This is a genomic window from Marinomonas sp. IMCC 4694, assembly GCF_008122525.1.
Classification (GTDB): domain Bacteria; phylum Pseudomonadota; class Gammaproteobacteria; order Pseudomonadales; family Marinomonadaceae; genus Marinomonas.
On record NZ_VSRV01000001.1, the window covers coordinates 3,093,149 to 3,108,205 of the forward strand.

Annotated in this window: 15 protein-coding genes; 10 read left to right on the top strand and 5 right to left on the bottom strand. The window is 45.1% G+C overall.

What is annotated here, in order from left to right:
• Window positions 1–75 precede the first annotated feature (75 nt).
• From FXV75_RS14185 to FXV75_RS14200, 4 genes are all read left to right on the top strand, one after another.
• Window positions 76–936: a carbohydrate ABC transporter permease gene (locus FXV75_RS14185; protein ID WP_148834418.1), complete on the top strand. Its 861-nt coding sequence runs from the start codon at window positions 76–78 to the stop codon at window positions 934–936.
• A 10-nt stretch (window positions 937–946) separates the two neighbouring features.
• A complete protein-coding gene (locus FXV75_RS14190; protein WP_148834420.1) occupies window positions 947–1,777 on the top strand; it encodes a carbohydrate ABC transporter permease in 831 nt (276 codons plus the stop codon).
• Window positions 1,778–1,795: 18 nt separating this feature from the next.
• Window positions 1,796–2,884, top strand: a complete 1,089-nt coding sequence (locus FXV75_RS14195) for an ABC transporter ATP-binding protein (protein WP_148834422.1) — start codon at window positions 1,796–1,798, stop codon at window positions 2,882–2,884.
• A gap of 80 nt (window positions 2,885–2,964) precedes the next feature.
• On the top strand, window positions 2,965–3,861 hold the full coding sequence (locus FXV75_RS14200) for an AraC family transcriptional regulator (protein ID WP_148834424.1): 897 nt from the start codon (window positions 2,965–2,967) through the stop codon (window positions 3,859–3,861).
• Between the two features lie 339 nt (window positions 3,862–4,200).
• Here the strand turns inward: FXV75_RS14200 and FXV75_RS14205 are convergent, their stop codons facing one another.
• Window positions 4,201–4,929: an SDR family oxidoreductase gene (locus tag FXV75_RS14205; protein ID WP_148834426.1), complete on the bottom strand. Its 729-nt coding sequence runs from the start codon at window positions 4,927–4,929 to the stop codon at window positions 4,201–4,203.
• A gap of 456 nt (window positions 4,930–5,385) precedes the next feature.
• Between FXV75_RS14205 and FXV75_RS16465 the strand changes: the two genes are divergently transcribed.
• Window positions 5,386–5,700: a hypothetical protein gene (locus tag FXV75_RS16465; RefSeq protein WP_222863144.1), complete on the top strand. Its 315-nt coding sequence runs from the start codon at window positions 5,386–5,388 to the stop codon at window positions 5,698–5,700.
• A gap of 44 nt (window positions 5,701–5,744) precedes the next feature.
• Window positions 5,745–6,719, top strand: a complete 975-nt coding sequence (locus FXV75_RS14215) for an IS5 family transposase (RefSeq protein ID WP_262368613.1) — start codon at window positions 5,745–5,747, stop codon at window positions 6,717–6,719.
• Between the two features lie 523 nt (window positions 6,720–7,242).
• Here FXV75_RS14215 and FXV75_RS14220 read toward each other — a convergent pair.
• The 4 genes from FXV75_RS14220 to FXV75_RS14235 form a co-directional block, all read right to left on the bottom strand.
• Window positions 7,243–7,716 carry a hypothetical protein gene (locus tag FXV75_RS14220; protein ID WP_222863145.1) on the bottom strand — a complete coding sequence of 158 codons (474 nt, stop codon included), beginning with the start codon at window positions 7,714–7,716 and terminating at the stop codon, window positions 7,243–7,245.
• 500 nt (window positions 7,717–8,216) lie between these two features.
• The gene (locus tag FXV75_RS14225) at window positions 8,217–8,507 is read right to left on the bottom strand and encodes a type II toxin-antitoxin system RelE/ParE family toxin (protein ID WP_148834430.1); all 291 of its coding nucleotides are present in this window, start codon (window positions 8,505–8,507) and stop codon (window positions 8,217–8,219) included.
• Complete coding sequence (locus FXV75_RS14230) at window positions 8,504–8,728, bottom strand: addiction module protein (RefSeq protein ID WP_148834432.1); 225 nt, start codon at window positions 8,726–8,728, stop codon at window positions 8,504–8,506. Before FXV75_RS14230 ends, FXV75_RS14225 begins: the two co-directional genes overlap by 4 nt.
• A 154-nt stretch (window positions 8,729–8,882) precedes the next feature.
• Window positions 8,883–9,875 carry a helix-turn-helix domain-containing protein gene (locus FXV75_RS14235; protein ID WP_148834434.1) on the bottom strand — a complete coding sequence of 331 codons (993 nt, stop codon included), beginning with the start codon at window positions 9,873–9,875 and terminating at the stop codon, window positions 8,883–8,885.
• A 250-nt stretch (window positions 9,876–10,125) separates the two neighbouring features.
• On the opposite strand from FXV75_RS14235, the gene FXV75_RS14240 reads away from it, so the two are divergent.
• The 4 genes from FXV75_RS14240 (at window position 10,126) to puuE (ending at window position 15,048) form a co-directional block, all read left to right on the top strand.
• Complete coding sequence (locus FXV75_RS14240) at window positions 10,126–11,562, top strand: ethanolamine ammonia-lyase subunit EutB (protein WP_148834436.1); 1,437 nt, start codon at window positions 10,126–10,128, stop codon at window positions 11,560–11,562.
• Window positions 11,559–12,446, top strand: a complete 888-nt coding sequence (eutC, locus tag FXV75_RS14245; RefSeq protein ID WP_148834438.1) for an ethanolamine ammonia-lyase subunit EutC — start codon at window positions 11,559–11,561, stop codon at window positions 12,444–12,446. Before FXV75_RS14240 ends, eutC begins: the two co-directional genes overlap by 4 nt.
• A gap of 103 nt (window positions 12,447–12,549) precedes the next feature.
• Window positions 12,550–13,956: an ethanolamine permease gene (gene eat, locus FXV75_RS14250; RefSeq protein ID WP_148834439.1), complete on the top strand. Its 1,407-nt coding sequence runs from the start codon at window positions 12,550–12,552 to the stop codon at window positions 13,954–13,956.
• A gap of 168 nt (window positions 13,957–14,124) precedes the next feature.
• A complete protein-coding gene (gene puuE, locus FXV75_RS14255; RefSeq protein WP_148834441.1) occupies window positions 14,125–15,048 on the top strand; it encodes an allantoinase PuuE in 924 nt (307 codons plus the stop codon).
• The last annotated feature ends 9 nt before the right edge of the window (window positions 15,049–15,057 follow it).

Consider the following 15,057-nt stretch of genomic DNA (forward strand, 5'->3'; position numbering starts at 1 on the left):
GGGGGGCGTAGCCCCCTTTTTTTAAACATTCTAACTCCCCCATCTAATCTAACTTGTAAACGAGAGAATATCTTAATGAAGCGCTCAATCACTCGCTTATTAATGGCGCCATCAGTCATCATGCTTTTGGTTTGGATGATCATTCCGTTGTCCATGACCATTTATTTTTCCACCATACGTTATAACCTACTGTACCCGGGTCAAAATAACTTCGTTGGATTGATGAATTTCGAATTCTTTATTACCGACCCGGGCTTTATTCCTGCCGTATCGAACACTCTTATTTTACTCCTGTCCGTACTGACCATCACTGTTGTGCTAGGTGTGATGCTGTCCGCATTGATTGATAAACCTTTCTTTGGACAAGGCATTGTTCGTGTTTTGTTGATCTCGCCTTTCTTTATCATGCCAACGGTGAATGCCTTAATTTGGAAGAACATGATGATGAACCCTGTTTACGGTATTTTCGCGTGGATTTCTCAAACACTGGGCTTCGAACCGATTGATTGGCTCTCTGATCACCCACTGGTATCCATTATTATGATGGTCAGTTGGCAATGGCTACCCTTTGCCATTTTGGTGTTTGTGACCGCACTACAATCTCAAGACACGGAACAAAAAGAAGCTGCTCAAATGGACGGCGCAACGGGCTTGCACATTTTCCGTTACTTAACCATTCCCCATCTGGCTCGTCCTATTGCGGTAGTAGTGATGATCGAAACCATCTTCCTATTGGCGGTGTTTGCTGAAATTTTTGTCTCCACAGGTGGTGGTCCAGGTTACGACAGTACCAACTTGGCGTATCTGATTTACAACCAAGCCCTTCTTCAATATGACGTTGGTGTGGCTTCGGCTGGTGGTTTGTTTGCCGTATTGCTTGCCAATATTGTGGCCTTTTTCTTAATTCGTGCCGTTGGCAAAAACCTAACGGTGTGAGGTAAATACGATGACTCTTAATCAACAACGCAAATTCAAAACCTTTCTCACAGGTCTGTTCGCATGGACGGTAGCATTGGTGCTATTTTTCCCGATTTTTTGGATGTTTATCACATCATTCAAAACAGAGTTACAGGCGATTTCAGTGCCACCGTCACTGTTTTTTGAGCCAACACTGGATAACTTTAGAATCGTTCAGGAGCGTAGCGACTACATTCACCATGCTTGGAACTCTGTCGTAACGTCATTTGGTTCCACCATTATCGCGTTAATCATTGCCATTCCTGCAGCTTTTTCAATGGCGTTCTTCCCTGGCAAAAAAACCAAGGACATTTTGCTTTGGATGCTCTCTACTAAAATGCTGCCTGCCGTAGGCGTATTAATGCCCATTTATATTTTATGTCGAAATTATGGACTGTTGGACACAAAAACAGCCTTGGTCATCATTTTCACCCTGATGAATCTACCTATTATTGTTTGGATGCTGTTTTCCTACTTCAAAGATTTACCAAAAGAGATCCTAGAAGCCGCCAGAATGGATGGTGCCACCCCATGGGATGAAGTGGTGAAAGTCGTGCTACCGCTTTCTGTCGGTGCCATTTCATCAACCGCTCTGCTGTCTATCGTGCTGTGCTGGAACGAAGCTTTTTGGTCTCTCAGCTTAACAGCATCAGATGCGGCACCATTAACCGCGATGATTGCCTCGTATTCTAGCCCTGAGGGGTTGTTCTGGGCGAAGTTGTCTGCTGCCTCCACGCTTGCTTGCGCACCGATCGTCATCTTCGGTTGGTTCTGTCAAAAACAATTGGTCCAAGGCCTTACATTCGGCGCCGTAAAATAATTATTAGGAAGCTTTTTTATGACTTACTTAGCGATCACTGATTTACAAAAACATTATGACAACTACCATGCACTCCGTGGCATCAACCTTTCTATTAGCGAAGGGGAATTTGTGGTATTCGTTGGGCCGTCTGGCTGTGGCAAATCCACATTGTTACGCACCATTGCAGGCCTCGAATCGAGCACGGGCGGAAGTATCCAACTAGACGGCAGAGACATTACCGAAGTCGCTTCGTCAAAGCGCGATCTTGCTATGGTATTCCAGTCCTACGCTCTTTATCCGCACATGACGGTGGCTGACAACCTGTCGTTTGCCCTTCGTCTTGCCAAAGTATCGGATGCGGAGATCAAAGAGAAAGTGCGCTCTGTTTCAGCCTCCTTACAACTTGATGCACTCTTAGAACGTAAACCTAAAGAACTCTCTGGTGGTCAACGTCAACGTGTTGCCATTGGTCGCGCCATTGTACGTCAACCAAAAGTCTTTCTATTTGATGAACCATTATCCAACCTAGACGCTGCGCTTCGTGTGCAAATGCGTCTGGAATTGGCTCGCCTTCATAAGAAGCTTGGCACCACCATGATTTATGTTACCCACGATCAGGTCGAGGCCATGACTTTGGCTGATCGAGTCGTCATACTCAACGCGGGACGAATCGAACAAGTCGGGACGCCGCTTGAACTTTATCGCCAACCAAACAGTCGTTTTGTTGCCGAGTTTATTGGTACACCGAAAATGAACCTTTTAGCATTAGATAACATTACCCGAAGTGGTGATAACCTCCTGCTATCGCTATTAGGAGCCACTATTGAATTTCCTGCGGCTCGTACTCATGGCCCTCTTCCTAACAATGCTACAGCGGGAATTCGCCCTGAACATATGCACATAGTAGAAAGCAATGGCGACTTTACTGGTAAAATAGAATTGGTTGAACATCTTGGCTCAGAAGCCTATGCCCATATCAATCTTGATAACAAGCAAACCATCATTGTGAAGGCATCTGCACGCTCTAAAATCTTGGATGGAGAAGTCGTACAAATTGCGTTAGATCGTGAAGAAATCATCCTTTTCAATGAAAATGATCAGGTTTTTTCTCATATAGATAATTAAGATAGACCTATAGAAGAAGTGCATTTAGTATGTACTTCTTCTATTTTTAGGATACGTAAATAATTTGAGGTTTTTTAAAAGTGGGAAGCTATGCACCTAAAATAGATTTAGAACTGGTTAACTCTTCTGAAAACGGCTCATTTCGCTGGTTTCATCACGATTTTCCCCACCCCCTCGCTCATTGGCACTTTCATCCCGAATTTGAAATTCATCTGCTAACAAAAGGTCATGGTCGTGCCTATGTTGGTGACTATATAGGCCCTTTCAAAGAAGGAACCTTGATGATGGTAGGGCCTAATTTACCTCATAATTGGGTAAGTGATCTTGACGCTGGCGAGCATCAGTTCGGACGAGACTGTTTAATTCAGTTCTCTACGCCTCTCATTGATAAAGCAGAAAACTTATTCCAAGAAATAAGCTCCATAAAACCACTTTTACATCAATCCAGACAAGGGCTTGAATTCTTTGGAGAAACAGCAAAACTTGGGGGTGAGCTACTCATTTCAATGCAGAATACTCACGGTGTAACCCGCCTCATTCGCTTTCTTGAGCTTTTAGAACTATTAAGTAACTCAGATGAAAAACAAGAACTTGCCTCTATTGAGTTCATATCAGGTGTTCGTTTAGACGATGTGGCACGCATTAACGCTGTTATACAATATTTGTACACTCATTACCCAGACCCAATCCGATTAGGCGACCTAGCAAATAAGCATCATATGTGTGAATCGTCTTTTTCTCGTTTTTTTAAGAAAAATACTGGCCGAAATTTTGTTCAATATTTAAGTTGGTTGCGTATCAATCAAGCCGGGATATTGCTTATAAATGGAGCGTCATCCATTTCTCAGGTGTGTTACGAGGTCGGCTTTAATAATTTAGCGAATTTCAATCGATCATTTTTAAAACAAAAGAAAATGACCCCGACTGAGTTTAGAGAAAAATACGGTGAAGAGGTAAAAAGACAGATATCTAAATAAAGAATAATAAGCTCGGTTAAAAAAAGCGTCTTTGTCACCAATAACGCTTTTTATAAATCCGCAGTGTCTAAGGAAGGTGCGAACAAGTCCTCTTGCCTCAGCATGTGGATAAAAGCCTGTTATTCGATGCGAGTACCAAATGTGAATAGTGGCTCTCTTGTCGAGGTGCTTAACAAAGAATACTGGTATTTAGACCATGCCCTGCGGTTCTTTCAGAAAAAACGCCACATGTCGTTGCGGCTCTTTGAAAGGTATCTACATTCCCTCAGAGTCGCGCCTTATTTGACGATTTCTCTGAAAGACTGAGGCTTAGTAGACTTATTCGTACCTTCCCTAAATCTAGAGATCAAAGTTGGTTGGCATAACAACAACGTCACGAATGGTCATCCCTCTCGGACGAGTCAGCATAAAAATTAAAATTTGAGCAATTTCTTCAGCTTCAACAAGGCTACCGCTTGCCTTTGCCTCTTCTAATTTTTCTTTTGGCCAGTCAGAAAGCAACGAGGTAACAACAGGGCCTGGTGAAATGGAACCAACACGTAAACCATCTTTAAATACTTGACGGCGGGTAGTCTGAACAAAACAATTAATTGCCCATTTTGAAGACGCGTATACTGGCTCCCACGGTGTGGGAAAGTGAGCCGCCAGAGAGCTGGTGACCAATATATCACCCGTTTTACGTTTCGCCATATGGGGAATAACATCTCTCACATTTTTCATCACTACGTTTACATTTAACTGCATCATTCGATCTATGGCATCAGGATCGTTGTCTATTAAATCCCCCCCTACGTACAACCCAGCATTGGCGTGAAAAATATCAATCACATTTGTTTTTTCTAAAATGGTTGGAATTAATTGCTTACACTGAACCGTATCAAGCAAATCAACGACAAGAGTCGTTACACTATCACCATGCTTTTCTTTTAATCGATTCAGAGCTTTTTCATCGCGGTCAACCAGTACTACATGAGCACCTTCTGCAATCATTGCTTCAGCACTGGCTAATCCAATACCTGATGCAGAGCCTGTAACAACGGCGACTTTATTGATCAATGCATTATTCATCTTTTAGATCTCTTATCATTGTTGTTTGTGAGACATGAACATAACGTTCGTACAAGTCGTACATTATTAGCTCTGCCGAAGGTGATGGCTTGTAGGATTTTGAAAATGCATGATAGTTATTTGTATAAATCTCATTTTCTACCCCTTAATTATTGAATTATTAAAGCTTTCTCAGTTTCAGGGGCACAGACTTTGATAAAATTATGGAAGATGACACCAACACAGGTATTGCATGACCTGAAATCTCTCCCCAAAAAAATGCATTTTTTGAGAAGCAACCGGCTGTTTAACAAAAAACTCAGTGAAGTCCGAAATATTTAAAGAATCAGGCAAGAAAAACAGAGGAATGTGATAACCGCTTTCTTTAAAAAGAAGCAAAGATATCAAGGTAGAAGGTGGATTAGGCAACACCATTTAAACCACGACCACGACATCAAACAAAAGGACTCACCTATCATGAAGTCTAAATTTTTACCCATTGGGGTCACGATAATCTTAGGCCTGCCAGCCCTTGTCGGCAGCTACTTTATGTTGCGTCCAGCAGTTTCTTTTGCCGAGGAAAATGCAGTGACATTTCCACCACTTGATCAGCTTGAGCATTATACAACGGTTAAACGCGGTATTACTCGAGAGCACATGCTGACCAATCCGGCAGCGTTAGCTGCAATAAAAGCTGGACAACCTGTTCCTGTAGGAACACATGTTGTTCTTGTCGATTATCAAGATGATGTTCTAACTCGCTACCTAGGGAAGATGCGATTAAGTCGGTAACATGAGATAATCTCGCCGACTTAAGACAACTACGACGCCTACCGATCATGAACCAGCTTTCCTTCGCCGACACCGAATTTACCAGCAAACGCCGCAAGACTCGCAAAGAACTCTTTCTTGGACGAATGGATGAATTGATTCCTTGGCAGCAGCTTGAAGCCCAAATTGAACCCTTCTATCCAAAAGCAGGTAACGGACGTCGCCCATATCCTTTGTCTACCATGTTGCGCATTCACTTTATGCAGAACTGGTACAACATGGGAGACCCTGCAATGGAAGACGCTCTTTATGAAATTACCTCTATACGGCTTTTTGCTGGATTATCCTTAGAAGGTGCGATACCTGATCACACAACTATTATGAATTTCAGGCACTTACTGGAAAAGCATAAGCTTGGACGAAAACTATTTAAAGAAGTCCATAAATGGCTATCAGACTCAGGTATTTACTTCAAAGAAGGTACCATCGTTGACGCGACTATTATTGAAGCCGCTAGCTCGACCAAAAATAAAGCCAAATCACGTGATCCAGAAATGCACCAAACTAAGAAGGGAAACCAATGGTTCTTCGGATTAAAAGCACATATTGGAGTCGATGCTAAACGTGGCTTGGTGCATAGTTTCACCACCACTTCTGCCAATGAACATGACCTAAACCAAATCACTGAGCTAATGCATGGCGATGAGACGTTTGTCTCTGCTGACTCGGGCTACCGTGGCGTGGAAAAACGTGAGGAAACCAAAGATAAGACGTTGGAGTGGTTGATTGCGGAGATGCCAAGCAAGGTTCGGGAATGGAAAAAGCATCCCCGTATTAATAAAATCCCCATCAATACTGAGTACATAAAAGCGAGCATCAGAGCAAAAGTAGAGCACCCGTTTCGGATACTGAAGTGCCAGTTTGGCTTCCGCAAAGTGGTCTATAAAGGTCTATCAAAAAATGACAATAAGCTCGCGGTGTTGTTTGCACTGGGAAATATACTGCGAGTGGATCAGATGATAAGGTCTGCACGGGGTTAATCCGTCTTGATGATGGTAGTTGGAGCTTTTAAGCCTCCAACTAGAGAATAAGACACACTAAAAACCGAGGTTTTTAGTGAATTAAAGAGCGAATCAGGCCAGCTGCGACTTAGTGCTAATAATCTGACTTAATCGCACGTTCCCAAGAGTATCAAAAAGAAACTGCAAATAATAAGTTTTAATGCATGGACTTGTATTTTACAATCTTAGTATAAAGGCTCAATCACGGCTTCAAGCTGATTTCAAGGGAAGACATCCATTCGAGAAAGAAAATTTTCTTTGCGTGCTTTACGACATTTTTTTTGAATTCACTGTCGGAAAAAAGTAAGTTGATATGACATGATCGAGCTCGAAAGTTAAAAATAAATTCTCTCATGGCAAAGATTTATTCACATCTTCCCTAATCGGTAGATTTTAAGTCGCAGTTTTATGGAATATTGTGCGCAGCAAACCATAAAACTGCGACTTAAAAGCTGTCCAAGGAGCGTAGCGACTGGTGCTTGAGCGATTTGTTATATGGTTTTTATTGGGTGCATATTAAAAATTGATACAAGAGATACAAGCTTATAACTCCAAATACAATTGGAAAAGCAAATTCAGTAACTAATTTAACTAGATTAGAAAACATAATAAAGTTATTTTTATATTGATATGTAATTTTTTGGTTTTTAGCATTTATCTCTTTTGCGTCTCCGCTCGGTGTGCCGACATCTGGATCATCAGATTCAGATTCTGAGTAACATTCCTCAATTTCTAAGCCTATAGTATCACCAGTGGTTTTTGAGGTTTTTTTAGAAATCAGATCTGGAATATAATACTGGATAATTTCTAAAGCAGAAAAAATGATAAAACTTATTAGAAAATAGGATGAAATAGCCAAAATAAACCACCCCGCCATAGTTTCATTTTTAGATAAATCCAAACCAAGAATGGCGACCTTTTGAGGCAATGCTTGTGTTAAAGCAACGAAAAGAGAGATACCAGATAGGACTAACAATTTAGATTTTATTTTTTTAAATCATCACTTAGATTCAGCATTCTATTTAATTTAACTCCATACTTTGAGAAGCACCTAACATCTATGGACACTCCAATTTTTGCAAGTATAATCAAGATCTAACAAGAACAGTTTTGCAGTCATCTATTCGGATTTTTCGTAAAGCTTTTTTAGCCTTTATCCCTGATGCTATTCCTACTGAAAACAGCACTGACTTGGTTCTAATCATTTTGGTGTTTTCAACGAAACGATGTTAGTCCCAGAATTTCCAAGTCACGGTCTTACCTATCTTGTCATCACTCTTTTTTACTAAGCAAAACTTGGTGTATCACTCTTTTAAATTTAGAGCGTTTGAACTGATATTTTTGATCTCGTGCCTGTATCGCCCAAACGGCTATTACCCATTTGTTGGCTAATGCCAAAATAACTTTTGTTTTTATGCATTCTGTTTTACAGGTTTGTAACACCTACAAATGCTAAGCGCCCTATTCAGCTTTTGATCACGTTCTTAACTTCCAATAATTTGGTTCCCGATGCAGGTTCATTACAGCAACGATGAATATTCTATCTTGCTCTTCAGAATACAAAATTCCGTATGGAAACCTCCTGACAAGAGATCTTCTTATATCACCATCGATCTCAGGCCAAGCCCTTGGAAACGCAATTGCTCGCTTGACGGCAGAATGGGTCTCTAGAGCAAAGTCATATCCCAGACCAGGTTCAAGATTCTCATAATAATCAATTGCCTCATTGAACTCCTTTGCCGCTTCCGGATGAAATGAAAAACTCATTTTTCAAACCTATCCCACACCTTGCTGAACACGTCATTTCCTGGAATTGCTTCAATATGGCCTGACCTGAGTTCAGAAAGGCGACGCTTCGCCTCATTTGCCCATTGTTTGTCTATCTCTGACTCTGGCTGATTTAAACTGCGAAGCAGTGAGTCCACAACGATGGCACGCTCTTCTAACGGCAGCGATACTGCCTCTTCAATTAGTTGCTTTGTATTCATTTCGCCACCTTCATATTTGCAGTGATATTTATGTAGCTGAACATTTTGATAATGCGCACGAGCATCCTCATCATATAAAAACAATCTTCGCTCAGAAAGCATTTTTCTAAGAACGCCCTATACCACTTTTAAAAAACTAAATTTATCGTTTCTCTCAACCACTAAACCCCGTCAGTGTTTTTGAGGGCGTTTCGCCAAACAGTTGTTTGTAGTCTTTGGCAAACTGGCTTAGGTGCCAAAATCCCCACTGGGCGGCGATGTCGCTGACGGCTTGGCCATGTTGGGCTTGGACGAGGGAACGACGCACGCCGTTTAGTCGGCAGATGCGCAGGTATTGAATGGGGCTGACGCCGAGGATGCTTTCAAAGCTGTATTGCAGGGTACGACGGCTGACGTTGGCAATTTCACACAGTTGGGTGACCGTTACGGCTTCATCAAGGTGGTGATCCAAAAACTGACGGGCGCAGTCGACGACTTTTTTACGGTGAAAATAACTTTGTGTTTTAGCAGGTTGCGGCGTTTCTTCTTTTAACACTTCCAACAGCGCCATCATTACGATGTCCTGCTGCAATCTAGACGGCGTGGTTTTGTTTTGCACCGAGAGCAAACGCGCGAGCACAAAGCGCACTTCTTCTAATGTTTTGGCTGGCACGCCAAGGCGGCCATGTTCGGTGAGTTCTTTCCAATTCAAATCCACACCATGAATCGATGCCATCTTAATCAGCTTTGAGCGATCCACTACTAAACCATACAAATCATAGTCTTGCGGTGTCGATAGTTGAAAATCACAGCCACCAGGGCGACACATTATGGTGTCTTGGCGAACGGTTAAACCATTAATGCGGCTTTCTTCTTGATGAGCCAGCGGAATGCCCAGCCAGACAGAATCTGGCCATACTACGCATTTTTGCTGCAACGCCTGACTGGTGTGTTCGCAAAATACCTGCAAACCATCAAACGGCAGTTCAACAATACGACCGTAAAAACTGCCACGGCTGGTTTGGTCGTATTCTTGTTGCCAATTAGTCAAATTGCTGGCGTGCAAGTCGGCATCGTGCGCTTCCGACAATCTAACATTCGATAGATCAGCTTCCGACACAGCCGAGGAAAAGCCCCTTTTTGGTGCATCGATCGCAGAATTCAACATAACCACACCTATTTGCACTCGTTAGACCGTAGAAAATAAGAAATAAAAGCACTAAATGACTGAAATCATGAGTGTTTATTAATCTTGCCATTATTCGATAACGTCACCTTATGAAGTTGCGTAAGGTTAGATAACGGAATAAATGAAGCCATTTATCCCGATAAAACTGCAAAAATTATGCCCCTTTTTCATGTATACAAGTGTCTTTTTTAGGGGTTAACACAAGACCAGTAAAGCGCGAGATTAGGTTATGAGCAAGCCACATTCGACTTTTCAACGAAACACTTTTCAATTCCGCAATATTGTCGGCGAACGCACGTTCGGCTTTGTCGACCTTGCGGATCTGATGGCCAAAGCCACACCAGCGCGTTCCGGTGATCGTTTAGCGGGCGTGGCAGCAGACAGCGCAGAAGAACGGGCTATCGCGCAAATGACACTGGCCGATGTGCCGCTGAGTCTTTTCCTTGAGCAGGCGCTTGTGCCTTACGAAGCCGATGAAATTACGCGGCTCATTTTAGACGATCATGACAAAGCGGCCTTTGCTGTTATTTCCCATCTGACGGTTGGCGGTTTTCGCGATTGGTTGCTCAGCGATTTGGCCACCAGCGAGGTACTGACTCAGATTCGTCCGGGCGTGACACCCGAAATGGCGGCGGCGGTCAGTAAAATCATGCGCAATCAGGATCTCATTCTGGTCGCCAAAAAATGCCATGTAAAAACCGCCTTTCGCAACACCATTGGTTTGCCGGGGCATTTATCGACACGTTTACAACCCAATCACCCAACCGACGATTTAACCGGCATCGCGGCGAGCATGTTAGACGGTTTGCTCTACGCCAACGGCGATGCGGTGATTGGCATCAACCCCGCCACGGACAACGTGCAGCAAGCCACACGCCTGATCAAGATGATGGACGAGGTCATTCAGCATTATGACATTCCCACGCAATCCTGCGTGTTGACTCACGTTACGAATACCATTGAATGCATCGATCAAGGCGCGCCCGTGGATTTGGTGTTCCAATCGATTGGCGGCACCCAAGCCACCAACGACAGTTTTGGTTTTAATCTCGCTAACTTAGCAGAAGCCCAAGACGCGGCGTTATCGCTGAATCGCGGTACCGTCGGCAACAACGTCATGTATTTCGAAACAGGCCAAGGCAGCGCCTTGTCCGCCAACGCCCATCACGGTTTGGATCAACAAACGTGCGAAGCCCGTGCTTATGCCGTGGCGCGTAAGTTTAATCCTCTACTGGTCAATACCGTCGTCGGTTTTATCGGCCCTGAATATTTGTACGATGGCAAAGAAATCACCCGCGCGGGTTTAGAAGACCACTTCTGCGGCAAGCTACTTGGCTTACCCATGGGTTGCGACGTGTGTTACACCAACCACGCCGAAGCCGATCAAAACGACATGGATAATTTATTGACACTGTTAGGTGTCGCGGGTTGCACCTTCGTCATGGGCATCCCCGGTTCCGACGACATCATGCTGAACTACCAGACAACGTCTTTTCATGATGCCTTGTACGCTCGTCGCGCCTTGGGTTTAAAACCCGCGCCTGAATTCGATCTTTGGCTCGCCAAGATGGAAATATTCAAGAACAACGAGCAATTCACGCTCAACCACCAGCTGCCCGATGCGTTCCATAAATCACTCAATCGCATGATTGGAGGACTTTCATGAGCCAAGACGACTACCTAAACGATCATTCTTTTCCGACACACCCTCATGCAGAAGCGGTGACAGAACAGCATGAGCCTGTAACGGAAAACGCTTGGAGCAAGCTCAATGCCTTCACAGACGCGCGCGTGGGTCTCGGTCGCTCTGGTATCAGTGTGCCGACCAAACATTTACTGGCGTTTCAGCTTGCTCATGCTCAGGCGATTGATGCGGTTCATACGCAACTGGATTCGGCAGGTTTGGCCGCGCAATTAACCGCCCAAGACTGGGCAAAAGATTGGACGAAACACTGTGCCCCCCTACTGTTGCACAGTCGCGCGACGGACCGCGCAACCTATTTACAGCGTCCAGATTATGGCCGCAGGCTAGATGAAGAATCGGCCAACATACTAGACGAACACCGAGCGTCCACCTCGCAACAATATGACCTCGCTATTGTTGTGGTCGATGGTTTGTCGTCGCTGGCGATAGAGCAAAATACCCTGCCCTTTTTACAAGCGCTTGCGGGGTATCTGAACGGTTGGAGCCTCGCGCCCATTTGTTTTGTCGAGCAAGGTCGCGTCGCCATTGGCGATGATGTGTGTGAGCGACTCAACGCCAAGTGCGTTTTAGTGCTAGTGGGAGAACGTCCGGGGCTGAGTTCACCCGACAGCTTAGGTTTGTACCTCACGTGGGGCGGTAAAGTCGGTCTGACCGATGCCTATCGCAACTGCATTTCCAACGTTCGTCCAGCGGGCTTGGTGTACCAAGAAGCCGCTCGCAAAGCCTTTTATTTATTAAACGAAGCACGAACTCTGAAGCTGTCTGGCGTGAAGCTCAAAGACCGATCAGACGACGACTTAATCATAGACACATCAAAGGAGTCGAAGAACTTCCTCATATCCTGAGGTAACTGAACCAAAAAGCGTACGAAAAGCACCAGAAAACTATAAGCCCAAAGGGCAAAAAATAACCAATAAACCACTTAACAAAAGCATAAAAGGAACAACTATGAGTGATCAATTAGACAAAGAGTATCTGGCAAAACGCCAGCTAAAACGAGGCTCCGCAGGGTGGATTTTGCTTGCGGGTTTGGGGGTATCTTACGTTATCTCTGGTGATTTCGCCGGGTGGAACTTCGGTATTGCGGAAGCGGGCTGGGGCGGTTTTGCGATCGCGGCAGCGCTGATGGCGGTGATGTATCTGACCTTGGTGTTGTCGTTGGCGGAAATGTCAGCAGCGATCCCAGCAGCAGGCGGCGGTTACAGTTTTGCTCGCCAAGCCATGGGGCCAACGGGCGGTTATTTAACCGGTTTAGCGGTGTTAATTGAATACGCATTGGCGCCGGCGGCCATTGTTATCTTTATCGGTTCTGCGGTAGAAGCCTTGTTAGGCTTTAATGGACCTTGGGTCTACGCCGCGTTTTATCTTGTCTTTATCGGCATTCATTTAGCGGGTGCTGGCGAAGCATTAAAAGTCATGATGGTCATCAGTGGTTTGGCGGTGATCGCCATCCTAGCCACGGCGGTGGCCTTGATTGGTGATTTTGACACGGCTCGTTTGTTTGACGTGGCAGTCACCGACGCCGCTGGCGCATCAGAATTTATGCCAATGGGTTGGTATGGCGTTTGGGCGGCATTGCCATTTGGCATGTGGTTGTTCCTAGCGGTTGAAGGCGTGCCTTTAGCAGCAGAAGAAGCCAAAGACCCAGCGAAAGATGTGCCTAAAGGCATTATCGGCGCGATGATTTTCTTACTGTTCACGGCGCTTTTGGTGGTGTTTTTATTAGCCGGTGCCGCTGGCGCTGACGCCATGGGTAAGAGCGCAGTTCCACTGGTCGATGCCTTGAACTTTGCGGGTTATGAATCACTAGGCACGGCGGTCAACGTATTGGGTCTTGCTGGTTTGATCGCGTCTTTCTTCTCTATCATTTACGGGTACAGCCGTTTGGTGTTTGCCTTGTCTCGTGCAGGCTACATTCCAAAGAGCCTATCTGTCACAGACAAACGCAAAGTACCTGCTCGTGCTTTGATCGTACCGGGCGTATTGGGCTTCCTTGCGTCTTTGACGGGCGAAGGCGACCTGATGTTGGCCATGGCGGTTGTTGGCGCGACGGTGTCTTATGCTTTGATGGCGCTTAGCCACATATTGCTACGCATCAAACAACCCGACATGGAACGCCCATACAAAACACCCGGCGGCATCGTGACGTCATCCATCGCCTTTTTGTTGTCACTGTTGGCTTTGACCGGTGTGTACGCTTACGATCCACGCGCGTTTTTCTACACCTTGGTATTGTTCGCCATCGGCGCTGCTTACTACTTCTTGTACAGCAAAAACCGCCTAGTAGCGAAAACACCTGAAGAAGAGTTCGATATGCTAGCTGCTGCTGAAGCAGACCTTGCCGCTACGGCGTAATAGACCCACATAACACTCCGTTAAAAAATAAAGCCCTGCATTTAATGCGGGGCTTTTTCGTTCGGGGGGAAACAATATCGTGCATAGTAATTGCATGAAAAAAGAGAACTAAATGGCAGGCAATTACCTCTTTTTTGGTCATTCAGACAATAATATGGAAACCACGCAATGAAACATTATTTAGAACGCGATTACGCGGGTTATGGCCGCCAAGGGCTGCCCAACGTCAAATGGCCGAACAACGCCCGGGTCGCCTTGCAGTTTGTTTTAAACTTTGAAGAAGGCGGTGAGAACTGTGTGCTGCACGGCGATGAACACGCCGAGACTTTTTTGTCAGAAATTTTCGGTGCGCAGCCTTTCAAAGACCGCCACATGAGCATGGAATCCCTTTACGAGTACGGTTCCCGCACTGGCGTTTGGCGTATCCTTAACGAGTTCGAAAAACGCGGACTGCCGCTGACGGTTTTTGCCATCGCCACGGCATTGCAGCGTAACCCAGAAGTGGCAAAAGCCTTTGTGGAAGGCCAACACGAAATCGTCTGCCACGGTTTAAAATGGATTCACTACCAAGACATGCCGATCGAACAAGAGCGGGAACACATGCAACAAGCGCTCGCCTTGATCGAAGACATCACTGGCGTTAAACCCGCGGGCTGGTACACAGGACGCGATTCACCCAATACTCGCGCCTTGGTCGCAGAACAGTCTCAACTTAAATACGACTCGGACAACTACGGCGATGACCTACCTTATTGGGTGAAGGTCGATACGCCTGATGGTGGCAGCAAACCGCACCTTATCGTACCGTACACACTCGACTGCAACGACATGAAGTTTTCCTCACCTTATGGCTTTAACCATGGCGAGGAATTCTTCCAATACTTGAAAGACAACTTCGATTGTTTGTATGAAGAAGGCGCCACCGCACCAAAAATGATGTCCATCGGCATGCACTGCCGAACACTGGGTAAACCCAGCCGCTTCATGGCGCTGAAGAAATTCTTAGATTACGTGCAATCCCACGACAACGTCTGGATCGCCCGCCGCGAAGAAATAGCGGATCACTGGATAGAAAATCATCCGCCCGCTTGAGCATAAAAA